27 protein-coding genes and 1 tRNA gene are annotated in these 25,322 nt (G+C 66.3%); 16 read left to right on the top strand and 12 right to left on the bottom strand.

The window, feature by feature from the left end; translation table 11 throughout:
* Positions 1-127 precede the first annotated feature (127 nt).
* The 4 genes from AC5QAB_RS03275 to AC5QAB_RS03260 all read left to right on the top strand — a co-directional run bounded on the left by AC5QAB_RS03275 (position 128) and on the right by AC5QAB_RS03260 (position 5,085).
* Positions 128-1,636: an alanine/glycine:cation symporter family protein gene (locus AC5QAB_RS03275; RefSeq protein ID WP_164110907.1), complete on the top strand. Its 1,509-nt coding sequence runs from the start codon at positions 128-130 to the stop codon at positions 1,634-1,636.
* Positions 1,637-2,470 carry a TrmH family RNA methyltransferase gene (locus tag AC5QAB_RS03270; RefSeq protein WP_046432259.1) on the top strand — a complete coding sequence of 278 codons (834 nt, stop codon included), beginning with the start codon at positions 1,637-1,639 and terminating at the stop codon, positions 2,468-2,470.
* Between the two features lie 166 nt (positions 2,471-2,636).
* Positions 2,637-3,623, top strand: a complete 987-nt coding sequence (locus AC5QAB_RS03265) for a hypothetical protein (protein ID WP_049404925.1) — start codon at positions 2,637-2,639, stop codon at positions 3,621-3,623.
* Positions 3,624-3,633: 10 nt separating this feature from the next.
* Complete coding sequence (locus tag AC5QAB_RS03260; RefSeq protein WP_134966441.1) at positions 3,634-5,085, top strand: alanine/glycine:cation symporter family protein; 1,452 nt, start codon at positions 3,634-3,636, stop codon at positions 5,083-5,085.
* A 60-nt stretch (positions 5,086-5,145) separates the two neighbouring features.
* Here the strand turns inward: AC5QAB_RS03260 and AC5QAB_RS03255 are convergent, their stop codons facing one another.
* From AC5QAB_RS03255 to AC5QAB_RS03240, 4 genes are all read right to left on the bottom strand, one after another.
* The gene (locus AC5QAB_RS03255) at positions 5,146-6,567 is read right to left on the bottom strand and encodes a M28 family peptidase (RefSeq protein ID WP_032957185.1); all 1,422 of its coding nucleotides are present in this window, start codon (positions 6,565-6,567) and stop codon (positions 5,146-5,148) included.
* Between the two features lie 245 nt (positions 6,568-6,812).
* Complete coding sequence (mscL, locus tag AC5QAB_RS03250) at positions 6,813-7,217, bottom strand: large-conductance mechanosensitive channel protein MscL (protein ID WP_005418809.1); 405 nt, start codon at positions 7,215-7,217, stop codon at positions 6,813-6,815.
* A 54-nt stretch (positions 7,218-7,271) separates the two neighbouring features.
* Positions 7,272-7,988 (bottom strand): fumarylacetoacetate hydrolase family protein, encoded by a 717-nt coding sequence (locus AC5QAB_RS03245; protein ID WP_032957188.1) that lies wholly within the window; start codon positions 7,986-7,988, stop codon positions 7,272-7,274.
* Between the two features lie 75 nt (positions 7,989-8,063).
* Positions 8,064-8,345, bottom strand: a complete 282-nt coding sequence (locus AC5QAB_RS03240; protein ID WP_005410817.1) for a hypothetical protein — start codon at positions 8,343-8,345, stop codon at positions 8,064-8,066.
* Positions 8,346-8,523: 178 nt separating this feature from the next.
* On the opposite strand from AC5QAB_RS03240, the gene AC5QAB_RS03235 reads away from it, so the two are divergent.
* Positions 8,524-8,859: a Rieske (2Fe-2S) protein gene (locus tag AC5QAB_RS03235; RefSeq protein WP_012511947.1), complete on the top strand. Its 336-nt coding sequence runs from the start codon at positions 8,524-8,526 to the stop codon at positions 8,857-8,859.
* 302 nt (positions 8,860-9,161) lie between these two features.
* On the opposite strand, the gene AC5QAB_RS03230 is transcribed toward AC5QAB_RS03235, so the two are convergent.
* From AC5QAB_RS03230 to thiS, 4 genes are all read right to left on the bottom strand, one after another.
* Entirely contained in the window at positions 9,162-11,009 is a 1,848-nt protein-coding gene (locus AC5QAB_RS03230; RefSeq protein WP_032957191.1) for an SLC13 family permease, read from the bottom strand.
* Between the two features lie 27 nt (positions 11,010-11,036).
* On the bottom strand, positions 11,037-11,771 hold the full coding sequence (trmB, locus tag AC5QAB_RS03225) for a tRNA (guanosine(46)-N7)-methyltransferase TrmB (protein WP_032957196.1): 735 nt from the start codon (positions 11,769-11,771) through the stop codon (positions 11,037-11,039).
* Positions 11,771-12,565, bottom strand: a complete 795-nt coding sequence (locus tag AC5QAB_RS03220; protein WP_005418798.1) for a thiazole synthase — start codon at positions 12,563-12,565, stop codon at positions 11,771-11,773. The genes trmB and AC5QAB_RS03220 overlap by 1 nt, the downstream gene beginning before the upstream one ends.
* Before the next feature lie 118 nt (positions 12,566-12,683).
* Positions 12,684-12,884: a sulfur carrier protein ThiS gene (gene thiS, locus AC5QAB_RS03215; protein WP_032957227.1), complete on the bottom strand. Its 201-nt coding sequence runs from the start codon at positions 12,882-12,884 to the stop codon at positions 12,684-12,686.
* Positions 12,885-13,091: 207 nt separating this feature from the next.
* On the opposite strand from thiS, the gene AC5QAB_RS03210 reads away from it, so the two are divergent.
* The 5 genes from AC5QAB_RS03210 (at position 13,092) to AC5QAB_RS03190 (ending at position 17,314) form a co-directional block, all read left to right on the top strand.
* Complete coding sequence (locus AC5QAB_RS03210; RefSeq protein WP_046432240.1) at positions 13,092-14,945, top strand: autotransporter domain-containing esterase; 1,854 nt, start codon at positions 13,092-13,094, stop codon at positions 14,943-14,945.
* 159 nt (positions 14,946-15,104) lie between these two features.
* Positions 15,105-15,178: transfer RNA gene (locus tag AC5QAB_RS03205), tRNA-Gly, on the top strand.
* A 123-nt stretch (positions 15,179-15,301) separates the two neighbouring features.
* Positions 15,302-15,520, top strand: coding sequence for a hypothetical protein (locus AC5QAB_RS03200; RefSeq protein ID WP_049405652.1), 219 nt, complete (start codon positions 15,302-15,304; stop codon positions 15,518-15,520).
* A 177-nt stretch (positions 15,521-15,697) separates the two neighbouring features.
* Positions 15,698-16,576, top strand: a complete 879-nt coding sequence (gene rimK / locus AC5QAB_RS03195) for a 30S ribosomal protein S6--L-glutamate ligase (RefSeq protein ID WP_005418651.1) — start codon at positions 15,698-15,700, stop codon at positions 16,574-16,576.
* A 258-nt stretch (positions 16,577-16,834) separates the two neighbouring features.
* Complete coding sequence (locus AC5QAB_RS03190; protein ID WP_032957208.1) at positions 16,835-17,314, top strand: hypothetical protein; 480 nt, start codon at positions 16,835-16,837, stop codon at positions 17,312-17,314.
* On the opposite strand, the gene AC5QAB_RS03185 is transcribed toward AC5QAB_RS03190, so the two are convergent.
* A complete protein-coding gene (locus AC5QAB_RS03185) occupies positions 17,289-17,420 on the bottom strand; it encodes a hypothetical protein (RefSeq protein ID WP_258391312.1) in 132 nt (43 codons plus the stop codon). The genes AC5QAB_RS03190 and AC5QAB_RS03185 overlap by 26 nt on opposite strands.
* On the opposite strand from AC5QAB_RS03185, the gene AC5QAB_RS03180 reads away from it, so the two are divergent.
* The 5 genes from AC5QAB_RS03180 (at position 17,410) to AC5QAB_RS03160 (ending at position 21,573) form a co-directional block, all read left to right on the top strand.
* On the top strand, positions 17,410-17,880 hold the full coding sequence (locus AC5QAB_RS03180; RefSeq protein WP_014648207.1) for a hypothetical protein: 471 nt from the start codon (positions 17,410-17,412) through the stop codon (positions 17,878-17,880). The two genes, AC5QAB_RS03185 and AC5QAB_RS03180, sit on opposite strands and share 11 nt — an antisense overlap.
* A gap of 115 nt (positions 17,881-17,995) precedes the next feature.
* Entirely contained in the window at positions 17,996-18,457 is a 462-nt protein-coding gene (locus AC5QAB_RS03175; protein ID WP_014648206.1) for a hypothetical protein, read from the top strand.
* 162 nt (positions 18,458-18,619) lie between these two features.
* Positions 18,620-19,297, top strand: a complete 678-nt coding sequence (locus tag AC5QAB_RS03170; RefSeq protein WP_005410804.1) for a response regulator transcription factor — start codon at positions 18,620-18,622, stop codon at positions 19,295-19,297.
* The gene (locus AC5QAB_RS03165; protein WP_032957212.1) at positions 19,260-20,630 is read left to right on the top strand and encodes a sensor histidine kinase; all 1,371 of its coding nucleotides are present in this window, start codon (positions 19,260-19,262) and stop codon (positions 20,628-20,630) included. The genes AC5QAB_RS03170 and AC5QAB_RS03165 overlap by 38 nt, the downstream gene beginning before the upstream one ends.
* Before the next feature lie 556 nt (positions 20,631-21,186).
* On the top strand, positions 21,187-21,573 hold the full coding sequence (locus AC5QAB_RS03160; RefSeq protein ID WP_032957214.1) for a hypothetical protein: 387 nt from the start codon (positions 21,187-21,189) through the stop codon (positions 21,571-21,573).
* A 173-nt stretch (positions 21,574-21,746) separates the two neighbouring features.
* Here the strand turns inward: AC5QAB_RS03160 and coaE are convergent, their stop codons facing one another.
* Genes coaE through AC5QAB_RS03145 form a run of 3 tightly spaced genes read right to left on the bottom strand, consistent with a single transcriptional unit; the run spans position 21,747 to position 24,500 of the window.
* Positions 21,747-22,358, bottom strand: coding sequence for a dephospho-CoA kinase (gene coaE, locus AC5QAB_RS03155; protein ID WP_032957216.1), 612 nt, complete (start codon positions 22,356-22,358; stop codon positions 21,747-21,749).
* Positions 22,359-22,369: 11 nt separating this feature from the next.
* The gene (locus tag AC5QAB_RS03150) at positions 22,370-23,233 is read right to left on the bottom strand and encodes a prepilin peptidase (RefSeq protein WP_005418626.1); all 864 of its coding nucleotides are present in this window, start codon (positions 23,231-23,233) and stop codon (positions 22,370-22,372) included.
* A gap of 7 nt (positions 23,234-23,240) precedes the next feature.
* Complete coding sequence (locus tag AC5QAB_RS03145; RefSeq protein WP_075076078.1) at positions 23,241-24,500, bottom strand: type II secretion system F family protein; 1,260 nt, start codon at positions 24,498-24,500, stop codon at positions 23,241-23,243.
* A gap of 355 nt (positions 24,501-24,855) precedes the next feature.
* Here AC5QAB_RS03145 and AC5QAB_RS03140 point away from each other — a divergent pair, with 355 nt between their 5' ends.
* Positions 24,856-25,269, top strand: a complete 414-nt coding sequence (locus AC5QAB_RS03140) for a pilin (protein ID WP_075076079.1) — start codon at positions 24,856-24,858, stop codon at positions 25,267-25,269.
* Positions 25,270-25,322: the final 53 nt, after the last annotated feature.

The raw sequence follows: 25,322 nt of genomic DNA, 5'->3' as shown, positions 1-25,322 counted from the left end.
GCCAAGCCGAGCATGGGCTCGGCTCTACAAAACAGCGCTACCGCAGCGGCCTGCGATCAGGGAGAATCGACCGGTCCCTTCCAGCCGACGGGACGTCCTTACAACCCGCCGACTGGAGAGAGCGCGCGTGGAAGCAACCGTACACTTCATCAACAGCATCATCTGGAGCAAGGCACTGATCTTCGTGTGCCTGGGCGCCGGCCTGTTCTTCAGCCTGCGCACGCGCTTCATGCAGATCCGTGGCTTCTTCGAGATGTGCCGCCTCACCGTCAAGGGTGAGAAATCCGACGCCGGCGTGTCCTCGTTCCAGGCCCTGGCCATGTCGATGGCCGGCCGCATGGGCATCGGCAACATCGCCGGCGTGGCTACGGCCATCGCCTTCGGCGGCCCCGGTGCGATCTTCTGGATGTGGGTGATGGGCTTCCTCGGCGCGTCCACGTCGTATGTGGAATGCACCCTGGCGCAGATCTACAAGACCAAGGACGCCGAAGGCCGCTACCGCGGTGGCCCGGCGTACTACATCGAAAAGGCCATGGGCCTGAAGTGGTACGCGCTGGCCTTCGCCATCGCCACGATCATCGCCGCCGGCTTCCTGATGCCGGGCGTACAGGCCAACGCCATTGCCGACAGCATCATCAACGCCTGCCGTGGCACCGCGCTGTGCGGTTCGCTCGATGGCCAGGCCTTCGGCATGGAATCGGTGCAGGCGCTGAAGCTGGGCATCGGCATCGTGGTGGCGCTGCTGCTGGGCGTGGTGATCTTCGGTGGCGTCAAGCGCATCGCCAACTTCGCCGAAGTGGTGGTGCCGTTCATGGCCGCCGGTTTCATCCTGATGGCCATCGTCATCATGATCATCAACTACGACCGCGTGCCGGAGATGTTCAACATCATCTTCAGCAGCGCCTTCGGTACCCACGCCGCGTTCGGCGCGATGATGGGCCTGGCGGTGGAGTGGGGCATCAAGCGCGGCATCTATGCCAACGAAGCCGGCCAGGGCTCGGGCCCGCATGCAGCGGCCGCCTCGGAAGTCTCGCACCCGGCCAAGCAGGGCTACGTGCAGGCCTTCGCGATCTACTTCGACACCATGATGGTGTGCACCGCCACCGCGTTCCTGATCCTGGCCAGTGGTACCTACAACGTGTACTCGCCGGTGGAGGGCGCCGCGCCGATCTTCCAGGGCCTGGCCGGTATTCCCGAAGGTGCGGGCTACGCCCAGGCCGGCGTGGAAGCGGTGCTGCCGGGCTGGGGTTCGGCGTTCGTGTCGATCGCCATCTTCTTCTTCGCCTTCACCACCATCATGGCGTACTACTACATGGCCGAGACCAACCTCAGCTATGTGAACCACAACAGGAAGCGCCCGCTGACCGTGCTGGTGCTGCGCCTGGGCATCATCGGCATGGTGGTGTTCGGCGCGTTCCATAATGCGACCCTGGCCTGGGCGCTGGGTGACATCGGCGTCGGCCTGATGGCCTGGCTGAACATCATTGCCATCCTCATCATCCAGAAGCCGGCGATGCTGGCCCTGCGTGACTACGAACGACAGAAGAAGCTGGGCCTGGATCCGGTGTTCGACCCTGATGCCCTGGGCATCAAGAACGCCGATTTCTGGCGCCAGCGCAAGCAGGAGAGTGTGTAAGTGAACAACCCCTGGAACAACCGCCGCCCGTCCGCCCGTCCGCCGCGCGCAACGCCGTTGCCGCGCCCGGAGGTGCCGGCCACGGGCGGTGGTGGGCGCGGTGGCAGCGACGAGCTGCGCCTGTACGGCCTGAATGCCGTGCTGGCCGCGTTCGAAGCGCGGCCACAGGCGCTGCGCAAGCTGTACCTGCTGGAGGCGCGCATTCCGCGCCTGCAGCCGCTGCTGAAGTGGTGCGTGGCCAACCGCGTGGGGTATCGCGTGGTTGAAGACGGCGATCTGAACAAGCTTGCCGGCACCACCCACCACGAAGGCGTGGTGGCCGATGTGCTGCGCGCACCGGCGCTGCCGCTGGCGCAGTGGCTGGAGCAGGTCGGCGACGGCCCGGCGCTGGCGCTGTGGCTTGATGGCGTGGGCAACCCGCACAACCTCGGTGCGATCCTGCGCTCGGCCGCACACTTCGGCGCCAAGGCGCTGCTGCTGCCGGCCGGCAGCACGCTGGCGCTGTCCGGTGCCGCCGCGCGCGTGGCCGAGGGCGGTGCAGAAGCGGTGCCGCTGGTGCAGCTGCCGGAGACCGCCCAGGCGATGACGCAGCTGCGTGCGGCCGGCTTCGGCCTGGCGGCGACCCTGGTGGAGGGCGGTGACGACGTGTTCCGCACCTCGCTGCCGGCCCGCCTGGTGTATGTGATGGGCGCCGAAGGCGAGGGCATGGACCGCAGCCTGGCGGGAGCGTGCGACCAGCAGGTCTCGATTCCCGGCAGCGGCGCGGTGGAGAGCCTGAACGTGGCCTCGGCCACGGCGGTACTGCTGGCGCAGTGGGCGAGCCGCCGCGGCTGATCCGGTATCCCGGGTCGGATCCCTCGCCGCAGGCGAGGGCTCTGACCCCTTCCAGGGTCCGTAATTGCGTCAAGCGCGCATGATGTTTTGAAAGTTTCCTTATTGGTCAGCCGCTTCCGGCAACGCAGGGTGGAACTCCATCCCACGTTGTCCAGAAGAGGCTGCCATGCATCACCCACGCTGTATCCTCATCGCATTGCTGGTCCTGACCAGCGTCCTTGCCAACGGCCGTGCCGCAGCCAGCGAACGCAGCCTGGACGGCGTCAACTTCACCGGGCCGCTGATCACCCCCAACCCGGCTGGCCTGCCGCAGGGCAACTGGTACATCGAACCCTATCTGGTGCGGATCGACAGCCGCGATCATTACGACGATGGCGGCCATCGCCGCCGCAGTGGGCAACGCAGCGGCGCATGGGCAACGGTGGTACCGATCATCTACGGCTTCAGCGACCGGGTGATGGGGCAGGTCAATCTCAGTGCATCGCGTGCCGAACAGGGCGGCGCGCGCAGCAGTGGTTTCCGTGCCGGTGACACCACCGCGCGCCTGCAGTACCTGTTGCAGGCGCCCAATGCCGATGGCACGCGTCCGGCCATCTCGGTCGCGCTGGTGCAGCGCTTCAGCACCGGCAGCCATGACCGCATCACCGGCAATCCGCTCGATGCGCAGGGCGACGGTGTGCAGCGCACAACTGCCGCATTGGGCGTGCAGCAGGTGGTCTGGCTGGGTAACGACCGCCCGCTGCGCTGGCGTGCCCAGCTCAGCGCCGGGCCTGCGCCGTCGCGGACGGCGATCTCCGGGGCCAGCGTCTACGGCACCGACGACAGCTTCCAGGGGCACATCTCCCGGGGGTCGGTGCTGGGCCTGTCGGTCGGCGCCGAGTACAGCTTCAATCCGCGCTGGGTGGGCGTGATGGAAGTGGCCGCCAGCCGCGAGACCGGCCAGCGCCTGAGGGGTTTCGCGCGCAACGCCAGCGGTGGTTTCGAACGCATCGACGAGCATCGCCCGGCCAGCCGCAGCGTCACCCTGGCGCCGGCCGTGGAGTACCACTTCAGCCCGTCACTGGGCCTGATCGCCGGCGTCGAGTTCAGCGTGGCCGGCCGCAACACCGGCCGCATCATCAGCCCCCAGGTCGCCCTGGGCATGTTCTTCTGAGGGGCCGCCGATGAACATCGAATCCATCGTCAACGCGATCCTTGGCGTCGTCTGGAGCCCCTACCTGGTGGTGCTGTGCCTGCTCACCGGCCTGTACTTCAGCGTCCGCACGCGCTTCATCCAGCTGCGTGCATTGCCGGACATGCTGCGCCTGATGTTCCGCCATGAGCGCTCCGATGCCGGCGTGTCGCCGTTCCAGGCGTTGTCCCTTTCGCTGTCCAGCCGCGTGGGCGTGGGCAACATCGCCGGCGTCGCCATGGCCATCGCCTTCGGCGGGCCCGGCGCGATCTTCTGGATGTGGATCGTCGCCTTCCTCGGCGCCTCGAGCGCCTTCATCGAGTCCACGCTCGCGCAGATCTACAAGGAGCGCGACGGCAAAGGACAATACCGGGGTGGCCCGGCGTACTACATCGAAAAAGGCCTCGGCCAACGTTGGTATGCAGTGCTGTTCGCATTGGTGACGGTGCTGGCGGGCGCGATGCTGGCCGGCACGCAGTCCAATGCGATCACCAGTGCGGTGAACGAAGCCTGGGACGTGCCGGTGATGACCACCACGGCGGTTCTGCTGGTGGTGCTGGGTGCCATCCTCATCGGCGGTGTGCGGCGCATTGCGCGCGTGGCCGAATGGGTGGTGCCGCTGATGGCCGTGGCCTACCTGCTGGTCGCGGCGCTGGTGATGGTGCTCAACGCGGACAGGGTGCCGGAGGTGATCATGCTGGTGCTGCGCAGTGCATTCGGCGTGGATGCGGCGTTCGGCGCGATGATCGGCACCGCCATCCAGTGGGGCGTGCGCCGTGGCGTGCTGTCCAACGAGGCCGGCATGGGCAGTGGTGCGCATCCGGCCGCCGCCGCGGAAGTCTCGCATCCGGTCAAGCAGGGCCTGGTGCAGTCGTTCTCGGTCTACATCGACACAATGGTGGTGTGCAGTGCGACCGCCTTCCTGATCCTGTCCACCGGCCTGTACAACGTCTACGACCCGGCGGTGAACGGTATTCCGGATGAGGCGCGCCTGCTGCTGGGCAATCTGCCGGGTGTCGAAGCCGGCCCACGCTTCGTGCAGCACGCGGTGGAATCGACGCTGCCGGGCTTCGGCCGTTCGTTCGTGGCGCTGGCGATCCTGCCGTTTGCGTTCACCACCATCCTGGCGCTGTATTACATGGCCGAGACCAACGTCAGCTATCTGTGCCGTGATCGGCCGACGCCCTGGGTGATGGGCGGCTTCCAGCTGCTGTTCCTGGCGGCAACCGGCTACTCGGCGGTGAACAGTGCAACGGTGGCCTGGTCGCTGGGCGACATCGGCGTCGGCCTGATGAGCTGGCTGAACATCATCGCCATCCTGCTGTTGCAAAGGCCTGCCCTGGCCGCACTGCGCGATTACGAGGCGCAGAAGCGCAAGCAGCGTGATCCGCTGTTCAAGCCGCAGACGATCGGGGTAAGCAACACCCGGGTCTGGGAGAGCTAATACGATCAGGGGTCAGATCCCTCGCCAAGGGCGAGGGCTCTGACCCCCTGTGTCACCGCATCACTCGTTCGGCGGCGTGGTCGCCTTGGCCTCGCTGCCGAAGCTGCCGTCGGCTTCCGCCGCCAGGTAGGCGAACACCGTATACGCGGCCACGTTCTGCGCCAGTGCCTTCGGGTCGATCTTGTCCAGCGTGTCGTCGGCGGTGTGGTGCAGGTGGAAGTAGTCCGAGCCGTCCTGCGCCAGCCACGCCCACGCACCGCCCTTGGCGGCCAGCGGGCCGACGTCCGGGCCAGGGCCACCCTTGTCGGCCTGGTACTCGATGCCCAGCGGCTTCATTACTTCGGCAATCTGCTTCGTCGCCTCACGCGAGCCTTCCGGATTCGGTGAACCAGTATTGAAGGCGTAGATGCGGCCTGCGCCGAAGTCGCTCTCGGCGGCCAGCTGGTGCAGGGCCACGTCCTTCGCGTGCGCTTCGGCATAGGCCTTGCCGCCGTAGAGGCCCTGTTCCTCGTTGGCGAAGGCGATCACGCGGATGGTGCGCTTCGGTGCCTGCTTGAGCTGGCCGATCAGGTGGCCGGCGGCCATCGTGATGCCCACGCCCGCGCCGTCATCCACAGCGCCGGTGCCCAGGTCCCACGAATCCAGGTGACCACCGATCACCACCACTTCCTTCGGCAGGCTGCGGCCGGTGATCTCGCCGATCACGTTGTACGAGGTGGCGGTGCCGTCCCAGCCGCAATCCAGTGCCACCTTCACTGTGGTGCTGCCACGCGCCAGCAGGCGGGCCAGCTGGTCGGCATCGGGCACCGACAGCGCGGCCGACGGCACCGGGGTCAGGCCGTCATCGAAACGGGTGATGCCGGTGTGCGGCACGCGGTGCGAGTCGGTACCGGCCGAGCGCATCAGGAAGCCGACCGCGCCCTTGCGGATGGCTTCGGATGGGCCCTTGCTGCGGATCGCACCGCCGCGGCCGTAATCGCGGCCATCGCGGAAGGGCAGCATCTGGTAATCGACGAAGGCGATCTTGCCCTTCAGCGAACCTGCCGGTGCGGCCTGCAGCGCGGCCAGATCGGCGAAGCGCACCACCTCGGCTTCCACGGTGCCACCCGGGCTGCCGCCCAGTGCGGTGATCTGCAGCGGCTGCGGGTTCCTGCCGGTCACGGCGGCGTGTTCGCTGCGACGCTCCCATTTCGGGAACGTCACCGGCTCCTTCCAGACCTTGTCGAAGCCCAGGGCCTTGAACTTGGCTTCGGCCCAGGCAACGGCGCGGGCATCGGCTTCGCTGCCGGCGATGCGCGGACCAATCTCGGTGGTGAGCGACTCGACCACCTTCCAGCCGGTGTCATCGGCCAGCGCCTGGTCGCGCAGCTGCGCGGCGGTCGCCAGCGAGGCGGGGGGCAGGGTGGTGGTGCGCGGTGCCGCGAAGGCCGGGGCGGCCAACAGGGCGAGGGAGGATGCGATGGCAAGGACGCGGCGACGCATGGACAACTCCGGGAAGGGACCTAAGCCTTGGAGCTTAACAGTCGTTCAGCCCGGCGCATGGGCGGGAGGTCATGGCTGGCGCGGATGCTGTTTTCCGCCAGATGCAGCAAAGCGAAAGCCCCGCCGGAGCGGGGCTTTCGCCTGCTTCTGTAGAGCCGAGCCCATGCTCGGCTGCCTTTCGCAGATCAGCCGAGCGTGGGCTCGGCTCTACAGGTGGGAGGGGCGCCCATAGGCGCCCGGTACCCTTACTTCTTCAGGCTGTCGCGGATCTCGCGCAGCAGCACCACTTCTTCGGCCGGCGCCGCCGGTGCCGCTTCCTTCTTGCGCGACAGGCGGTTGATCGCCTTGACCACGATGAAGATCGCGAAAGCCACGATCACGAACTGGATGACGGTGTTGATGAAGTCGCCGTAGCCAACCACCACCGCCGGGATCTCCTTGCCATCCGGTCCGAGCCGGGCTGGCGACAGCGTCCAGGCCAGGCTGGAGAAGTCCACGCGGCCGATCAGGTAGCCCAGCGGCGGCATGATGATCTTCTCGACCAGTGCGGTCACGATCTTGCCGAAGGCCGCGCCGATCACCACGCCGACGGCGAGGTCGATGACGTTGCCGCGCATCGCGAATTCCTTGAACTCGGTGAGCATTCCCATTGTTGTTTTTCTCCGGTGGGGAAGTGGACAGCGCGCAGGGTAGCGCAGGTGATGTCAGCCGGCGATCACGCCGTGGCGCTCGGCCACGTTTTCCAGGCGCGCGCTGAAGCGGTCGCCGGGCTTGAGCGCGGCCACGCCGGACGGCGTGCCCATGAACACCAGGTCGCCGGCACGCAGCTGCCACAGCTTGGACAGCTCATGCAGGATCTCCGGCACGTTCCAGATCATCTGGTCGAGCAGAGCCTGCTGACGCACCTCGCCGTTGACCTCCAGCGACAGGTTCAGCGCGGCCAGGTCGCCGACTTCCTCGGCGTGGACGATTTCGCTGATCGGCGCGGAGGCATCGAAGCCCTTGGCCGCGTCCCACGGGTGGCCCTTGTCCTTGGCGGCGGCCTGCAGGTCGCGGCGGGTCAGGTCCAGGCCGACGGCATAGCCGTAGACCAGTGCGTCGGCATCGGCCACCGCCAGCTCGCCGACGGGCGCATCGCGGCCGATCGCCACCACCAGCTCCACTTCGTGGTGCAGGTTGGCGGTCGCTGGCGGGTAGGGGATGGCATCGTCGTGGCCGACCACGATCGCATCGGCCGGCTTGCTGAAGAACATCGGGCGGCCACGGTCATCGGCCGCCGGCACTGCCGCACCCATTTCGCGGGCGTGGTCGGCAAAGTTGCGGCCGACGCAGTAGATGCGGTGCACGGGGAAACTGCCACCACCGGCTACCGGCACACGCGGCAGGGCTACGGCAGGGATCACATCGGAGACATGGGACATGCGGGCATCCAGGAAGAGCGTGCCCGCAGTCTAGAACGCATGGCGCCCGCCGTCAGCGGGCGCGCAGGAGGTGGATCAGCGCGAGGCCGGCAACACCGGCTTGCGTACCACGCGGTACTCGCCTTCGACCACGGTCGGGTCGACCGGGCGGGCAACACCCGGCTTGCGCGAGGCCAGCAGCTTCCACGCCAGGCCGACCAGGATCATCGCCGCACCGACGAACACACCGATGAACACCATCGCGGCCAGGATCGCCAGGCCAAGCAGGCCCACGGCAACGCGCACCAGCGGGTGGCGCGGCTTGCGCGGCGCGAACAGGGTGCGGAACTGGTTGAAGGCGGATGCGCGATTGAACATGGCGGCTCGATAGGCTGGGATCAGCGAAACCAGAGTATCGGGACGCGCCACTGTCATTGAGTGAAAAACTCGTTAAATATAGCCTGTGCTTATTACGGATCAATGACTTGTGTTCATGTCGCAGCCAGTCACCTGAGTGGGCATGCGACAATGCGGGTTTACCGTACGAGCCTTCGCCATGACTGCCGCTGCTGCCCTGATCGCCCTGGATGCCATTGCCGATGGCGCGTTTGCCGAGGTCGAAGCGGTGGTCGATGGCGATGCCGAATCGCTGGTGCTGTACCGCGACGGCGCGCAGGTGCGCGCATTCCTGAACATCTGCCCGCATGCCGGCCGCCGCCTGGACTGGGCGCCGGGGCAGTTCCTGAAGAGCCGCGAGGGCCACCTGGTGTGCGCCGCGCATGGCGCGTCGTTCGCGCTGGACAGTGGCGACTGCATCGCCGGCCCGTGCAAGGGCGACCGCCTGCGCGCGGTGCCGGTGGACGTGCGCGACGGGCAGGTCTACCTGGCTTGAGGCCAGAAGCAGTCGAGCACGGCTCGACTCTACAAAGCCGTGTCGACCAAGGTCGACAGCTAACAGAGCGAGATCCGTGCCGACCAACGGTCGGCACCCACCACCCGCCGCGTGAAACTGTCGAAGGCGGCGCACTGTGGGTTTGCGGGGTGTGAACGGCATGGATGCCGCGGCCAAGCCCCCATGGATGGGTTTACGGCGCCCCCGCAAACCCACAGTGCCCCGCCATCCCACGGAATGCCCGCTGTTGCTGTTGCTTCGGCTTCTGCAGGTGCAGGGCGCAGCCCTGCCGATCAAGCCCCTCAGAACATCAGGTTGATCATCAGCACCACCACGCAGGTGTAGATCAGCGACAACGGGCCGCCGACCCGCCACATCTCGCGCGGGGTGTAGTTGGCCGGGCCGGTGATCATCGAGATCACCGGGTTGGAGGCCGTCATCAGGTTGTTGGACGCCGACAGCGCCACGATCAGCGCGAACGCGGTCGGGTTGCCACCCGCCGCCAGTGCCAGGTTCACCGCAATGGGCACCATCACGATGGTCGCGCCCACATGGCTGATCACCAGCGAGAACGCCGTGGTCAGCAGCGCCAGCGCCACCTCCAGCACCCACACCGGAATGCCGGTCGGCAGCTTGTCGATGGTATGGCCGGCCACCCACGCGGCCGCACCGCTGGAGTCCATCGCCCAGCCGAGCGGAATCAGCCCGGCCATCATGAACACCGTCTTCCAGTTGATCGAGGCATAGGCCTCGTCCATGCGCAGCACGCCGGTCAGCAGCATGCCGGCCACGCCGGTCATCAGCGTCAGCGCCACCGGCAGCTTGCTGGTCAGCGCGATCAGGATGGTCAACGCGAAGATCGCCATCGCGATCTTGAACTTGTGCGGGCGCTGCTCGCCGGTCGGGTAGTCGGTCACCACCACGAAGTCGCGGCTCTTGGCAGCCTGCGCCAGGTCGGTCCAGATGCTGTGGAACACCAGCATGTCACCGGCGCGCAGCTGCACGTCACGCACGTCCTCGCGGATCACCTGCTTGTCGCGGTTGATCGCCAGCAGGCTGATGCCGCGCTCCTTGCGCAGGCGCAGGTCGGCCGCACTCTTGCCGATCACGTTCGAGGTCGGCGGCACCACCGCCTCGGAAATGCCGGCGCGGCTGGGGTTGAACAGGTCGCCCAGGTGCTTCAGGCGCGAGGACATGCGCAGGAACTGGTTCTGCGCGAAGTCGCTGATCTGCTGGCGCGGGCCCATCGCACCGAGCACGCTGCCGACCCAGATGCGCATCTCCGCCGGCGGCGCCAGGCGGGTGTCATTGCCGGTCTTCAGGGCCAGCAGCAGTGGCGCATCGTGCAGGGTCTCGGCCTCGCCCAGGGTCATGCCGACCAGCGGGCTTTCGGCGCTGACCACCAGCTCGAACACATCGCCTTCGATGCCGTAGGTCTTGGCAAAGTAGCTCTCGGTTCGCGCCGGGGTGACCCCGTCGTTGACCAGGTTTTCTTCCTCGATCAGCTTGCGGTCGCCGTAGTAGCGGAAGTACAGCAGCGAGGCGACCAGCAGTGCCACGCCGATCGGCAGCGGCGCGAACATGCGCAGCGGCTCGATGGTGGCCAGGCCGGAGGGCAGGTTGTTGTTGGCCGAGGCCAGCAGATCGTTCAGCAGGATCAGCGGCGAATTGCCGACCATAGTCAGCGCGCCGCCCATCACGATCGCCGCCGAGATCGGCAGCAGCAGGCGCTGCATCGTCAGCCCGGTGCGCGCTGCCAGTCGCGAGGCGACCGGCAGGTACAACGCCATCACCGACGGGTTCTGCATGAAGGATGAGTTCAGGCCGGCGATGGCCGTGGTCATCATCAGCAGCCGCTGCTCGACACCGTGGCCGCGCCGCAGCAGCCAGGCGGCCAGCCGGTTCAGCGCCCCGGTGCGGTCCAGACCCGCACCGAGGATGGTGGTGGCGATGATGCTCATCACCGCGTTACCGGAGAAACCGCCGAAGATTTCCTCCGGCGCGATCAGTCCGGTGACACCGAGCACCACCAGCACCACCAGCGCGACCACGTCGGCGCGGATGCGCTCGAACAGGAACATCGCCATCGTGAAGCCGACCAGCCCGAGCACGAGCTTCATGTCGTTGGTCAGCGTCAGCGCGGTATCCATGTGGGGCGCGGCGTCCTCAGGCGATCGTCAGGTGCGGTCGTACAGCAGGTCCCAGACGCCATGGCCGAGCTTCTGGCCGCGGGTCTCGAAGTGGGTCTGCGGGCGCCAGTCCGGGCGCGGCACGCTGCCACGCGGGCCAGCACGGTTGACCAGGCCGGCGGTGGCATCGAGCACATCCCACATCTGCTCGGCGTAGTCTTCCCAGTCGGTCGCGCAGTGCAGGCGGCCACCCGGGCGCAGCTTGCGCACCAGCAGTTCGGCGAACGCCGGCTGCAGCAGGCGGCGCTTGTTGTGGCGCTTCTTGTGCCACGGGTCCGGGAAGTAGATGCGCACTTCATCGAGCGCGCCATCGGCGATCTCGTTCTGCAGCACTTCCACCGCATCGTGGTGGTACAGGCGCACGTGGTCGGCATTGTCCTCGGCCAGCGCGTTCAGCAGACGGCCCACGCCCGGGGCGTGCACCTCGATGCCGATGTAGTCGCGCGACGGGTCGTGCTGGGCGGCGAAGCGCAGCGCGGCGCCGTTGCCGAAGCCGATCTCCAGCACCTTGGGTGCCGGGCGGCCGAAGGTGGCGTCCAGGTCACGCAGCTGACCGTTGTAATCGATGCCGAAGCGCGGCCAGCGTTCGTCGAACGCGCGCTGCTGGGCAGGGGTGAAGCGGCCCTGGCGCAACACGAAGCTGCGCACTTCGCGGCGGCCCTCGCTTACGGTGAAGGGCTTGGGCGGAGCCTTGGAACCGGCGCTGTCGAATGGATTGGTCATCAGCCGATCAGCCCATCCACCGGCGAGGAGGCGCTGGCGTAGCGCTTGCGCGGGATGCGTCCGGCCAGAAAGGCCTCGCGGCCGGCCTCGACCGCCTTGCGCATCGCACTGGCCATCAGCACCGGGCTGCGTGCACCGGCAATGGCGGTGTTCATCAGTACGCCGTCGCAGCCCAGCTCCATCGCGATCGCCGCGTCCGACGCGGTACCGACGCCGGCGTCGACGATGATCGGCACCTTGGCGTCTTCGATGATCTGCAGCAGGTTGTACTTGTTCTGGATGCCCAGGCCCGAACCGATCGGCGCGGCCAGCGGCATCACCGCAGCGCAGCCGATCTCTTCCAGGCGCTTGGCCAGGATCGGGTCGTCGGAGGTATAGACCATCACCTCGAAACCGTCCTTGACCAGCTGCTCGGCGGCCTTCAGGGTCTGCATCACGTCCGGGTAAAGGGTCTTCTGGTCACCCAGCACTTCCAGCTTGGTCAGGTTGTGGCCGTCCAGCAGCTCACGGGCCAGCCGGCAGGTACGCACGGCGTCCTCGGCGGTGTAGCAGCCGGCGGTGTTGGGCAGGATGGTGAAGCGCTCCGGCGGCAGCACGTCCAGCAGGTTCGGCTCGCCCGGGTTCTGCCCGATGTTGGTGCGGCGGATGGCCACGGTGACGATCTGGGCGCCAGCGGCCTCGGTGGCCAGGCGGGTTTCTTCCAGGTCCTTGAACTTGCCGGTGCCGGTCAGCAGCCGCGAGCCATAGGTCTTGCCGGCGATCACCAGCGAATCGGGGGAGACATGAACGTTCATGGCGCGATTATCGCTTATCCGCCTGAAGATGGGGTCACGCAGAGGGCGGGGTCGAGCGTGGGGTCAGATCCCTTTGCCATCGGCAAAGGGATCTGACCCCTGAACACCCGCGCAGGCCTCAGCCCCCGCCCAGCGCGTGCACGATCTCCACCACGTCGCCTTCGGCCAGGACGTACTCGCCATGGCGGCTGCGGCTGACGATCTCGCCGTTGACCTCCACCGCCACCCGGCGCTGCAGCAGCTGCTCGGCCTGCAGCAGGTCGTGGAGGGTCGCCGAAGCGGGCAGGGTACGGGGTTCGCCGTTGAGCTGGATGTTCATCGCCGCATTGTCGCCGATGGCCTGCGCGGATCGGAACCCTTGCAAATTTCGTTGATCGCCAGCCCCGGCACAGCGTGGTCCAGCGCCCTCAGGCGACAATCCATGCGGCGGCGCAGCGTGAGCAAAACGCGGCGCAGTGGAACCATTCACCGTGCGCCGGCGTACGTCCGCCGGGTCCTCAACGATATCCCCACAGGAGTTTTTTACATGCTGCTCAGCAAACGCCCGATCCGCTCCCTGATGGCGGCCGCGATCGCGCTGGCCGCGCTTCCGGCCATGGCAGGCGAATCCCCCTATTCCAAGGCCGTGTTCTTCGGTGACAGCCTGACCGACGCTGGCTATTTCCGCCCGCTGCTGCCGGCCGATGTGCGTCCGGTGACCGGCCAGTTCACCACCAACCCGGGTTGGGTGTGGGCGCAGCAGGTCGCCAACTACTACGGCCTCAACGGCACGCCCAACGGCAATGGCCAGAACGGTGACAACTACGCCGTCGGCGGCGCCCGTGTATCGGCCGACGAAGCGGGTGGCCTCGGAGCCATTCCGTCGCTGAAGTCGCAGGCGACCCGTTACCTTGCTGCGAATGGTGGCAAGGCTGACGCCAATGCCCTGTACACCGTCTGGGGCGGTGCCAATGATCTGTTCGCGGCCACGCGCGCAGCGGCCGGTGGTGCCTCGCAGGCCCAGGTGCAGGGCATCATCGGCGCCGCGGTCACCGACCAGATCGCGCTGGTGGGCGCCCTGAAGCAGGCCGGTGCCCAGTACGTGCTCGTGCCGAATCTGCCGGACGTGGGCATCACTCCGCAGTTCCGTGGCCCCAACGCCGCCGCCGCCACTGCACTGTCGGCCGGTTACAACAAGGCCCTGTACGGTGGTCTGAAGCAGGCGGGCATCGAGTTCATTCCGCTCGACACCTTCAGCATCCTGCGTGAAGTGACCGCCAACCCGGGCATGTACGGCTTCACCAACGTCACCAGCACCGCCTGCAAGATCGATCCGGCCAACTCGACGCAGAGCATCCTGACCTGCAACCCGACCAGCTACGTCAGCCCGGATGCGGCCAACACCTACCTGTTCGCCGATGGCGTGCACCCGACCACCGCGGGTCATCAGCTGCTGGGTCAGTACGCGGTCTCGGTGCTGGAAGGCCCGCGCCTGCAGCAGGTGCTGAGCCACTCGGCACAGACCATCGGCCGCTCGCGTGCCGACCAGGTCAGCATGCACCTGGGTGGTCGTCCGGCTGACGGCCTGTCCTGGTGGGGCGGCGTGCGCGGTGACCTGCAGCGCTACGACCACGCCGACCTGTACGACGGCCTGGCCCCGGCCGGCCTGTTCGGTATCGACTGGGCCCGCGACGGCATGGTGTTCGGCGGTTTCGCCGGCTTCGGCCGCCTCAGCGCCGACTTCGGCAACAGCCGTGGCGACTTCACCCAGAAGGACACCACCGCCGGTCTGTTCGCCGGCTGGTATGGCGACCGCATCTGGGTGAACGGCCAGGTCAGCTACACCTGGCTGTCCTATGACGTGAACCGCAAGGTCCAGCTGGGCCCGGCCACCCGTGAGCATGGTGGTTCGCCGGACGGCAGCAACCTGACCGCCGCCCTGAACGCCGGTTACGAGTTCGGCACCGAAGGCGGCTTCCGCCACGGCCCGATCGCCTCGGTGATCTGGCAGAAGGTGAAGATCGACGGTTACACCGAAAGTGCTGCGGCTGGCACCCTGGCCACCGCACTGGGCTATGACCGCCAGAACGTCGATTCGACCGTCGGCCGCCTCGGCTGGCAGGCCCGCTTCGATGGCGGCGCCGTCAAGCCGTACGCGCAGGTGACCTACGATCACGAGTTCGAGGACACCAAGCAGGCCAGCGCCTGGTTGCAGACCCTACCGGAACTGGGCAGCTACCGCGTGCCGGGCCTGAAGTTCGACAAGAACTACGCCACCGTCGTGCTGGGCGCCCGCACCGAGCTGTTTGGCCTGCAGAGCAACTTCGGCCTGAGCGCTTCGACCGGCCAGAAGCGCGCGCAGGACGCTACCCTGTTCGCCAACTTCAGCGGCACGTTCTAAGCAGCACCCGCTGGGGTCGGGGCCCTTTCCGCAAGGAAAGGGCTCTGACCTGTTGCGCCGGGGGTCGGATCCGTTTCCGCCAGGAAACGGCTCTGACCCCATTGCGGCACGCTGCCATTGCGCAACACCGGCCCCACCGCATAGACTTTCACCCGCAATGCGGGCGTAGCTCAATGGTAGAGCTGTAGCTTCCCAAGCTACTGACGTGGGTTCGATTCCCATCGCCCGCTCCAATCGCGCCACGCGCGTAGACAGAAGGCCGCTCATCAGCGGCCTTCTTCATTTCTGATTAGTTTCATATCCACGGCCATGCCCGCCCGGTTAGCGTTGCCGCATTTCCTACACGGAAGCAGCGCATGGAAACGAAGGACGACGTCGTCGGCAGCCTTCATGAGATCTACAGGAACTCCGGTGCCGGCACCTCCCGCCAGCTGGAGGCAGTGCGCGCACTGGGTCGCGCCGGTGGGCCGAAGGCCGCGCAGCTTCTGTGGCAGATCTATGAGGGGACCTCGGCCGGATCGGTCACGCAGATGGCCTGCATCGCAGCGCTGGGTGAATCCGCGCGCGGGTTCTGAAGCGGAACCAGCCCGCATGGTGATGCGGGCCTGTGGTGTATCCGGCGACGGTTACTCTTTCGCCGGAATCGTCGCCGCAGGAGCCGGCCACTACCGGCGCAGGCGGCACGGGCCAGGCATCATCCACCCGCCACACGCCCGCGCTATGCTTCGCGCCTGCCGACCGATCCCACCGCGATGAAGCTCGCCATCCTGTCCCGCAACAGCTCCCTGTATTCCACCCGTCGGCTGGTCGAGGCGGCGCGCGCGCGCGGCCACACCGTGCGCATCCTGGACCCGTTGCGCTGCTACATGCGCATCGCCGCCGATGGCTTTTCCATGCACTACAAGGGCCGGCCAATGACCGGCGTGGACATGGTCATTCCGCGCATCGGTGCCTCGATCACCCGCTACGGCACCGCGGTGCTGCGCCAGTTCGAGCTGATGGGCGCGCGCACGCCCAATCCGTCCGACGCCATCCTGCGTTCGCGCGACAAGCTGCGCGCGCACCAGCTGCTGGCGGCCAAGGGCATCGACATGCCGGTCACCGTGTTCGGCGACAACCCCGACGACACCGTCGACCTGCTGTCCATGCTGGGCCCGCCGCCGCACGTGGTGAAGCTCAATGAAGGCACCCAGGGGCGCGGCGTGATCCTGACCGAGAAGGCCAGTGCCTCGCGCGGCATCGTCGAAGCGCTGCGCGGCCTGTACGCCAACTTCCTGATGCAGGAATTCATCGGCGAGGCCAAGGGGGCCGACCTGCGCTGCTTCGTGGTGGGCGACCAGGTGGTGGCGTCGATGCAGCGGCAGGCACCGGAGGGCGACTTCCGCTCCAACCTGCACGCCGGGGGTACCGCCGTGGCGGCCAAGGCCAGCCGTGCCGAGCAGCAGGTGGCGGTGCGTTCGGCCAAGGCGCTGGGCCTGTCGGTCTGCGGCGTGGACCTGATCCGTTCCGCGCGCGGCCCGCTGGTGCTAGAGGTCAACTCCACGCCCGGGCTGGAAGGCATCGAAGCGGCCTGCGGGGTCGACGTGGCGACACGCATCATCGAGCACGTAGAGAAGATCAAAAAACCCTGATTATCCATGGGGTTATGATTCTCACCGGCAAATGATCCGGGCCTTTAACGAGGCTTTAATCGGATCGGGCGTAGGCTTCAGCGAACCGCAGCTCTGCCTCTCAGCAGGATCGGTATCGGGATACGACTTCAGGCCCAGGCGGGTGCACCGTCTGGGCCTTTTTTATGCCTGTCGGCCCCATGCCCAAGGTCTCTTGTGGAGGCCGCGTGACGGTCGTAGAGTTGGCCCTTCGTTCCGGGATGGATCGGGAGGTTGGCGATGTACCGCATCATGATGATCGCGTTGCTGCTGGGCCTGTCTGGCGCTGTTGCCGCCAAGCCGGAGAAAGTGGCTGTACAGATGGACCGGCAGGGCTCGGTCGCCGAGCAGATGCGTCAGGTGGAAACCGCCCTGGCCGCCCCCGACTATGCCGAACTGTCCGCCGAGGATCGCGGCCAGGTGCAGCAGTCGCTGTCGCGTATCCGCCAGCACATGGGCGAACGCCAGACCGTGCAGGAGCTGCCGCCGCAGCTGCAGGCCGAGGTCTTCAACGAGCAGGAACGCATCAACACCCTGTTGGCGCGTGGCCATGAAGACAGCCGGCAGATCTGCAGGTACGAACGCACCACCGGCAGCAACATGCCCAAGAGCCGCTGCCTGACCGTGGCCGAACGGCGCCGGATCGAAGAGAAAGGCAAGGCGCTGATCAACGACCAGCGCAGCTACAACACGCTCAGCCCACCGCCCGCCGGGCGTTGACCGCACCGCCCTTCGGCCCATCGAGCGTGCTGTGACGGCGCATCGGTGGCACCGCAGGATCGATGTTCCACTCATGGAAGAACCTGGAGGTAACGATGCAGCGCATGACCCCCTTCGCCCTGATGTTGGGCCTGGCCCTGGCCACCACCGCCCACGCCAAGCCCGAGAAAGGGCAGGTGAAGTTCGACGCCAACGCACCGGTGGCCGAACAGATCCGCAACGTTGAGACGGCGATCAACAGCGAGGACTACAGCGAGATCGGGCTGGAAGACAAAAGCCGCGTGCAGCAGGCGCTGGGCCGCATCAAGATCAAGATGGGCGACCACGAACGCGTGGAGCAGGTCAGTCCGCAGGACCGCACCGAGATCTTCAACGACCAGGAAGTGATCAACACGATCATGACCCGCGCCCACGCCGACAGCCGCATGGTCTGCCGTCGTGAACGCACCACCGGCAGCAACATGCCGCAGAGTGTCTGCCTGACCGTGGCCCAGCGCCGCAAGGCGCAGGAAGACAGCCGCAAGGCGCTCAACGACAACCAGCGCTTCAACAACTACAAGCCCTGATCGCTGCCGGACCGATCGCATGCCGCCATCGGTCACCCTGCCGTGCGTCCCTTGTGGGCGCATCGGCGGAATCGTACAGTCGAGACCCTATTCATGGACGAACATGGAGCTCGTCATGTACCGCAATACGACACTTGCCCTGATGCTGTCGCTCGGCCTGGTAGCCACCGTGCAGGCCAAGGCGCAGAAGGACACCGTGCAGATGGATGCCTTCACCCCGGTGTCCGAGCAGATCCGCCGCGTTGAAACGGCCATGGGCAGCGAGGACTACAGCGAGATCGGGCTGGAGGACAAGAGTCGCGTGCAGCAGGCACTGAACCGGATCCGGATCAAGATGAATGGCCGGGAGAAGGTGGATGAGTTGGCCCCGCAGGAGCGCAACGACCTGTTCAACGAGCAGGAGATCGTCAACACCATCATGACCCGCGCCCAGGCCGACAGCCGCATGATCTGCCGCCGCGAGCGCCTTACCGGCAGCAACATGCCGACCAGCGTCTGCCTGACCGTGGCCCAGCGTCGCAAGGCCCAGGAAGACAGCCGCCGGGCGCTGACCGACCAGCAGCGCATCAGCCGCTGACCGCTCGCCGAGGGGGCTTTTGCCGGTGTCGGCCCTTCGGTACGAAATGTTAAGAATGGAACCTGTATCGTTCAGCAGGTAGACGTCGCGTCCACCCACGCAGGGGCATCCTGAGCGGGTGGGCCTGGCCCCCCGACGACCCTTCAAGAACCAGAGGTCCCAGTGCGCATTCTCGTAATCGAAGACAACAGCGACATCGCCGCCAACCTTGGCGACTACCTTGAGGATCGTGGCCACACCGTGGACTTCGCCGCCGACGGCGTGACCGGCCTGCACCTGGCCGTGGTCCACGAGTTCGACGCCATCGTTCTGGACCTGAACCTGCCGGGCATGGATGGCATCGAAGTGTGCCGCAAGCTGCGCAACGAAGCGCGCAAGCAGACCCCGGTGCTGATGCTGACCGCCCGCGACTCGCTGGACAACAAGCTGGCCGGTTTCGATTCCGGCGCCGATGACTACCTGATCAAGCCGTTCGCGCTGCAGGAAGTGGAAGTGCGCTTGAACGCGCTGTCGCGCCGCGGCAAGGGCGTGCAGACCCGCGTGCTGGAAACCGGCGACCTGGAATACAACCTGGATACGCTGGAAGTGCGCCGCCAGGGCAAGCTGCTGCAACTCAACCCGACCGCGCTGAAGATCCTGCAGGCCCTGATGGAGGCCGCGCCGGCCGTGGTCACCCGCCAGGAGCTGGAAACCCGCGTGTGGGGCGAGGAGCTGCCCGACTCGGATTCGCTCCGTGTCCACATCCACGGCCTGCGTGCGGTGGTCGACAAGCCGTTTGAAGTGCCGCTGATCCAGACCCGCCATGGCATCGGATACCGCATCGCCACCCCGGAAGCCTGATTCCGTGGCAACCAAGGGGGAGCGCCGGCGTTCGCCGTATCGCCGGCGCCTGCGCAGCCGCATCATCGTCTCGTTCGTGTTGTTGGGCTTCTGCCTGACGACACTGTTCGCGTTTGCCACCAACTGGGCCCGCATGCGCGTGGAAAACCAGCTGGTGGAAGACGTGATGAACCGCAACATCAACGAGTACGTGCGGCGGTTCTACGAGAGCCCGGATCGCAACCCCGACCTGCCCGTGCAGCAGATGCGTGCGCGCCTGATCAAGCCTGACAAGTTTGACGCGCTGCGCGAGGAAGAGCCGGACTGGTATGAGTTCAAGGATGGCCTGTACAACATGGGCGGCGTGGACGAGCGCGGCCAGCGCTATTCCTACAAGCTGGCCGTGCGCAAGACGCCCGACGCCTGGGCGTTCCTGGCCTATGACATGACCGACAGCGTGCGCGGTGGGCAGCAGCTCAACCGCGCGCTGGTGCTGTCGGTGCTGGTGTTCAGCCTGTTGTCGCTGGTGCTGGGCTGGTGGTCGGCATCGAAGGTGATGAAGCCGGTCTCGGACCTGGCCGCGCGGCTGCGTGCCTATCGCGGCGGCACCAGTGATCCCGAGCCGCTGGCGCCGCGGTTCCCCGACGACGAAGTGGGGCAGCTGGCGCAGGCGCTGGATGATTATTCGTCGCGACTGACCGAAGTGGTGCAGCGCGACCGCGAGTTCAATGCCGACGTCAGCCACGAACTGCGCACGCCGCTGGCGGTGATCCGTGGCGCCACCGAACTGCTGCTGACCCGGCCCGGCCTGGATGAGAAGGTGTTGCAGCGCCTGCAGCGCATCCAGCGTGCCGAACAGCAGTGCAGCGACCTGATCGGCGCACTGCTGCTGCTGTCGCGCAACGAACGCGGGCAGGGCACCAGCAACGTCGCGCGCGTGGCCGAACAGCTGCTGGACGCCCACCGCGCCCAGCTGGGTGGCAAGCCGCTGGAGCTGGCGCTGGAAGGCGAGCGCAACTTGGTGATCGATGCGCCGGAGGCGGCCTTGTCGGTGGCGCTGGGCAACCTGATCGGCAACGCGGTGAAGTACTCGCAGGATGGCGAAGTGCGCGTCTTTGTCGGCAGCAATTCAGTGTCGGTGACTGACAGCGGCCCTGGCCTGAGCGAAGAAGACGCCGCCAAGCTGTTCCAGCGCGGCTATCGCGGCACCCATGCCGGCCATTCGCAGGGCGGTGGCATCGGCCTGTCGATCGTCAGCCGCCTGTGCGATCTGTACGGCTGGCAGGTCAGCGTGCGCCCCGGTGGCGAGCGCGGCGTGATCGCCACGCTGACGTTCTCGCCGAAGCCGTTGTAAGGGCCGACTGCCGACCTCCATCGGCGTCTGGATCTGCTCTGGTCGCTGCCGACCTCGGTCGGCAATGGCTCTGCTTTGGTAGGTGCCGACCTTGGTCGGCACGAATCCCGCCGGCACCGTATAGCGCCCTGTGTCGCTAGTGCCATCGAATTAACCTCGCAGTCGTGATGCGCAAGAAGCCCAATACGACATCACCGTGATCGCCGCCACGCCGCGTGCGTGTCCGCGTGCACGCATTCGTGCCCTCAGCGGCGGCTTGAGAATTTCCTTACAGATCACAGCGCTGCGTGATGGCCAGATGGGTCGGCCGGGGCAGGTGCCTTGGCCGGGATTGGCGTCCTGAAAAAAACCTTCAACTCAAGCGCTCCGGGTGGGCTGCGGCTCATCATGGAAAATGCATCGCCTGCCTCGTTTCGGCGGATGGTGCGTGGGGATTCATCAGAATCCGCTGGAGTCTTTTTCCTCGCGCTTGAGTTGTTGGGTCTCCGGTACGCCAACCCGCACCGTCCGCCACCTCGCATCCGCAGGTGGCTCGTCGTCTGCGAGGAGATTCACCATGTCCGCACGCCCCGTGTTCCCTCAACTGCACGCCCTGATCGGCGAAGCCGCCGACCTGCTGCCGGCCGACGTCGCCGCGCGCATCGAAACCCTGCTCGATGATCCCAAGGATCTGCTGCCCGCGCTGCTGGCCCGCATGGACGGTCGCGATGCAGCCGACGGTCGCCGACTGGAAGCGCAGGGCCTCAGCCCGGCCCAAGCGGCCACCATGGCCGGTCTCAGCCGCACCCTGGCCGGCTTGAATGCACTCATGCAGGTGCTGCACGCCGCCGAAGCCGCCCGCGAACAGGGCGGTGCCCACCAGCAGCTCAGCCCGGATGTCGTCGACGGCCTGCTGCTCGGCGCACGAGAACTGGCCCGTTATGCCCGTCTGCAGTTGGAGTAGATCCAAGCCATGCGTGGATGCAGAACGCTTTGTAGAGCCGAGCCAATGCTCGGCTTGATGATCGCAGCCGAGCACGGGCTCGGCTCTACAGCAGTTCCACGCTGGTGCAGGGTAAATCGCCGCAATGCGCGGATGCGCTTCGGTAGTGCCGGTCGCTGGCCGGCAGCCAGGCCTCAGCCCCCAGCCAACCCCAGATACCGCTCATGCACCCGTTCCACCTGCGCCTGCAGGTCCTCGGGGTGACCATCGTTGACCACTACATCATCGGCCAGTGCCAACCGCTGCGCGCGGCTGGCCTGGGCGGCGATCATCTTGTCGGCCAGCGCGGCGTCGATGCCGTCGCGCTGCATCAGCCGGGCGTGCTGCACGGCTTCGGGCGCATCCACCAGCAATACCCGGTCCAACCACGGGTAGGCCTGCCGCCCACCGACCTCGGTCAGCAGCGGAATGGCGGCAATCGCATAGGGGCTGGCGGCCTGCGCGCATTGCTGTTGCATCAGCAGGCGGATGGCCGGGTGGGTGATCGTTTCCAGTGCCGCCCGTTCGGCCGGGTCGGCGAATACGTGGGCCCGCAGGCGCGCCCGGTCCAGGCTGCCATCCGCCTGCAGCATGCCGGCGCCGAAGCGCTCGGCGATACGGTCAAGGGCTGGGCTGCCGGCGGCAACCACCGCGCGGGCGGCCAGATCGGCGTCGGCCACCACGATGCCCAGCGCCTCGAAGCGCCGGGTCACCTCGCTCTTGCCGGCGGCAATGCCGCCGGTCAGGCCAACCACATAGCGGCTCATGGGGATTCCCCTCAGCGCAGTCCGCTCAACACCAGGTACTGCTCCACCACGGGCGCGCCCCACATGAAGTACAGCCAGCCCGCGATGGCCAGGTAGGGGCCGAACGGGATCGGCGTGGCGCGGTCACGGCCCCGGGTGTACAGCCAGATCGAACCGATGATGGCGCCCAGCACCGACGACAGCAGGATGATCGGCAGGATGCCCTTCAGCCCGCACCAGGCGCCGAGGGCGGCCAGCAGCTTGAAATCGCCGTGGCCCATGCCTTCCTTGCCGGTCAACTGCTTGAACAGCCACCAGACCATCCACAGCGACAGATAGCCCACCGCCGCGCCGACCAATGCAGGCTTGGCCGGCATGTACAGGTTGTCGATGTTGCCTATCAGGCCCAGCCACATCAGTGGCAGGGTCAACTGGTCGGGCAGCAGCTGGGTGCGCAGGTCGATGCCGGACAAGGCGATCAGGAAGCAGGTCAGCACGATGGCGCCGAAGCCCTGCCAGCCGAAGCCGAACTGCCAGACGCAGGCCAGCACCAATACCGAGGTCAGGGCCTCGACCAGCGGGTACTGCAGCGAGATCGGCGCCTTGCAGTGGCGGCACTTGCCGCCCTGGATGATCCAGCTGAACAGCGGGATGTTCTCGTACCAGCTCAGCTTGTGCTTGCAGTGCGGGCAGTGCGAGGGCTCGACCACGATCCCCGGTGGCGGGGGCTCGTAGAAGTCCGGTTCTTCCAGGACCTCGCGCGCATCGCGCTTCCACTGCCACTCCAGCCGCTTGGGCAGGCGCAGGATGACGACGTTGAGGAAACTGCCCAGCAGCAGCCCCAGGGCGGCCGCGGCGGGGTAGCCGAGGCCGGGATGCTGGTCGAGAAATGCCATGTAGTGATTATCCGACGACGGAAGCGAGCTTGAAGATCGGCAGGTACATGCCGATGACCATGCCGCCGACGATGGTACCAATGATCACCATGATCACAGGTTCCAGCAGGCTGCTCAGGGCGTCAACGGCATTGTTGACCTCCTGCTCATAGTACTCGGCCACCTTGAACAGCATGGCGTCCAGGGCGCCCGCCTCTTCACCGATGCCGGTCATCTGGATGACCATGTGCGGGAACAGGGCGGTCTGCTTCATGGCCATGTTGACCGGGTAACCGACCGACACGTCGTCGCGCATGCGCAATACGGCATGCTCGTAAACCGTATTGCCGGTAGCGCCGGCCACGATACTCAGTGCCTCCACCAGTGGTACGCCCGCCTTGAAGGTCACGGCGGTGGTACGGGCAAAGCGGGCGATCGAGCTGTTGTGCATGATCTGCCCAATGACCGGCAGCTTCAGTATCAGCCGATCTATGCTGTGCTGCAGTTTCGGTGAACGCTTATAAGCGGCGATGAAGCCTACTACCGAGCCAATGATGACCAGCAGGATCAGCCACCACCATGAGACCATGAATCTAGACATGTTGACGATCAACTGCGTGAACGCCGGCAAGTCTGCACCGAAGCCTTTGAATACGTCTTCGAACTGCGGTACGACCCAGACCAGCAGGATGCCGCTGACCAGCAGGGCAACCGCAAGTACCATCGCCGGGTAGAACATCGCCTTCTTGATCTTGCCCTTCAGCGCCTCAATGTTCTCTTTATAGTTGGCAACAGTGTCCAGCACCGTCTCCAGGACACCGGCGCCTTCACCGGCCCGTACCAGGTTGCGGTAGAGCTCGTCGAACTGTACCGGGTACTTGCTGACAGCCTCATAGAGCGACGAGCCGCCCTCGATGTCGGTGCGCAGGCCATCCACCATCTTCTTCATGCGCGGGTTCTTGTGCCCGTTCGCGATGATGTCCAGCGACCCCACAATGGGTACGCCTGACTTCATCATGGTGGCCATCTGCCGGCTGAAGAAAGCGATTTCCTTGGGTGTGATCTTGCTCCCGGCCGCGCCAAACAGCGGCTTGGGCTTGGGTTTGACCACGCCGGGATTTATGCCCTGGCGGCGTAGTTCAGCCCGCAGCAGGTTCGCGTTCTTCGCGGCCTGCTCCCCTTTCATCTTCACGCCCCGCTTGTCGGTCCCCTCCCAGACAAACGGCTGCAGTTCCGTGGTGCTGCGCGCCACGGGCTCCTTCTTGATCGCACTGCGACTGACAGACATATCGGCTCCCCAAGACCCGCCATCCCCAGGCGGGCGTCTAGCCGTCGATGGTAGCGGGTTCATGCCCGTCTGGGCAGTTGCCAAGGGGCCCATGATGCGAATTCGTGCCGGTTGCCGGCCAAAGGTGACGCACTGCGTCACATTGCCGCGTCCATCGCAGATTCGCATCCGGGGGGTTCCCATCCGTGAAATAGCTGCCATCATGGGCGCGGGGAAATCCAGGGGGAGGCGTGCCGGGGTTGGCACGCAACCTGCGTTGATCCACCCGCAGGGGGCAGGACCCGCTCAGCTGGCCGCTGGTCAGACCGATCCTGACTTCTGAAATCAACCACCACTTATCTTGGGGATGTACCAAATGAAGAACCAGAAGGGCTTCACCCTTATCGAACTGATGATCGTCGTTGCGATCATCGCCATCCTGGCCGCCATCGCCCTGCCGATGTACCAGGACTACGTGGCCAAGTCGCAGACTGCGGCGGGCCTGGCCGAAGTCACCAGCGGCAAGACCGCTGCTGAGGTCGCACTCAACGAAGGCAAGGATTTCGCTGATCCGGCTGACATCGGTCTGAAGGTTTCGACCCGTTGCCCGACCGTCACCGTGAAGGGCACCGCGTCTTCCGGTGCAGCGTCGATCGCCTGCACCCTGGCTGGTAACTCTCAGGTGAAGGACAAGACCATCACCCTGACCCGCGCCACTGCTGACGGTACTTGGACCTGTGCCACGACCGTACTGAAGAAGTACGCCCCGACGGGCTGCACCGGCGCCTAAAGCGCTCCGGAAGAAGCCCCGCGAAAGCGGGGCTTCTTTCGTTTGGAAGGGCG

This window comes from Stenotrophomonas sp. YJH_SMC_127 (genome assembly GCF_059372445.1).
The sequence above is the reverse complement of the archived record's forward strand: the minus strand, read 5'-3'. Positions and strand labels throughout refer to the sequence as shown.

Excerpts from the sequence above, each read along its gene's own strand:
- AC5QAB_RS03210 (WP_046432240.1), top strand. The coding sequence starts at position 13,092 with ATGCTGCTCAGCAAACGCCCGATCCGCTCCCTGATGGCGGCCGCGATC.
- AC5QAB_RS03150 (WP_005418626.1), bottom strand. The coding sequence starts at position 23,233 with ATGGCATTTCTCGACCAGCATCCCGGCCTCGGCTACCCCGCCGCGGCC.
- AC5QAB_RS03255 (WP_032957185.1), bottom strand. The coding sequence starts at position 6,567 with ATGCGTCGCCGCGTCCTTGCCATCGCATCCTCCCTCGCCCTGTTGGCC.
- AC5QAB_RS03160 (WP_032957214.1), top strand. The coding sequence starts at position 21,187 with ATGTCCGCACGCCCCGTGTTCCCTCAACTGCACGCCCTGATCGGCGAA.
- AC5QAB_RS03140 (WP_075076079.1), top strand. The coding sequence starts at position 24,856 with ATGAAGAACCAGAAGGGCTTCACCCTTATCGAACTGATGATCGTCGTT.
- AC5QAB_RS03220 (WP_005418798.1), bottom strand. The coding sequence starts at position 12,565 with ATGAACGTTCATGTCTCCCCCGATTCGCTGGTGATCGCCGGCAAGACC.
- AC5QAB_RS03165 (WP_032957212.1), top strand. The coding sequence starts at position 19,260 with ATGGCATCGGATACCGCATCGCCACCCCGGAAGCCTGATTCCGTGGCA.
- AC5QAB_RS03245 (WP_032957188.1), bottom strand. The coding sequence starts at position 7,988 with ATGTCCCATGTCTCCGATGTGATCCCTGCCGTAGCCCTGCCGCGTGTG.
- trmB (WP_032957196.1), bottom strand. The coding sequence starts at position 11,771 with ATGACCAATCCATTCGACAGCGCCGGTTCCAAGGCTCCGCCCAAGCCC.
- AC5QAB_RS03260 (WP_134966441.1), top strand. The coding sequence starts at position 3,634 with ATGAACATCGAATCCATCGTCAACGCGATCCTTGGCGTCGTCTGGAGC.
- mscL (WP_005418809.1), bottom strand. The coding sequence starts at position 7,217 with ATGGGAATGCTCACCGAGTTCAAGGAATTCGCGATGCGCGGCAACGTC.
- AC5QAB_RS03265 (WP_049404925.1), top strand. The coding sequence starts at position 2,637 with ATGCATCACCCACGCTGTATCCTCATCGCATTGCTGGTCCTGACCAGC.
- AC5QAB_RS03185 (WP_258391312.1), bottom strand. The coding sequence starts at position 17,420 with ATGCGCTGCATCGTTACCTCCAGGTTCTTCCATGAGTGGAACATCGAT.
- AC5QAB_RS03230 (WP_032957191.1), bottom strand. The coding sequence starts at position 11,009 with ATGGATACCGCGCTGACGCTGACCAACGACATGAAGCTCGTGCTCGGG.
- thiS (WP_032957227.1), bottom strand. The coding sequence starts at position 12,884 with ATGAACATCCAGCTCAACGGCGAACCCCGTACCCTGCCCGCTTCGGCG.
- rimK (WP_005418651.1), top strand. The coding sequence starts at position 15,698 with ATGAAGCTCGCCATCCTGTCCCGCAACAGCTCCCTGTATTCCACCCGT.
- AC5QAB_RS03200 (WP_049405652.1), top strand. The coding sequence starts at position 15,302 with ATGGAAACGAAGGACGACGTCGTCGGCAGCCTTCATGAGATCTACAGG.
- AC5QAB_RS03190 (WP_032957208.1), top strand. The coding sequence starts at position 16,835 with ATGTACCGCATCATGATGATCGCGTTGCTGCTGGGCCTGTCTGGCGCT.
- AC5QAB_RS03175 (WP_014648206.1), top strand. The coding sequence starts at position 17,996 with ATGTACCGCAATACGACACTTGCCCTGATGCTGTCGCTCGGCCTGGTA.
- AC5QAB_RS03240 (WP_005410817.1), bottom strand. The coding sequence starts at position 8,345 with ATGTTCAATCGCGCATCCGCCTTCAACCAGTTCCGCACCCTGTTCGCG.
- AC5QAB_RS03145 (WP_075076078.1), bottom strand. The coding sequence starts at position 24,500 with ATGTCTGTCAGTCGCAGTGCGATCAAGAAGGAGCCCGTGGCGCGCAGC.
- AC5QAB_RS03180 (WP_014648207.1), top strand. The coding sequence starts at position 17,410 with ATGCAGCGCATGACCCCCTTCGCCCTGATGTTGGGCCTGGCCCTGGCC.
- coaE (WP_032957216.1), bottom strand. The coding sequence starts at position 22,358 with ATGAGCCGCTATGTGGTTGGCCTGACCGGCGGCATTGCCGCCGGCAAG.
- AC5QAB_RS03235 (WP_012511947.1), top strand. The coding sequence starts at position 8,524 with ATGACTGCCGCTGCTGCCCTGATCGCCCTGGATGCCATTGCCGATGGC.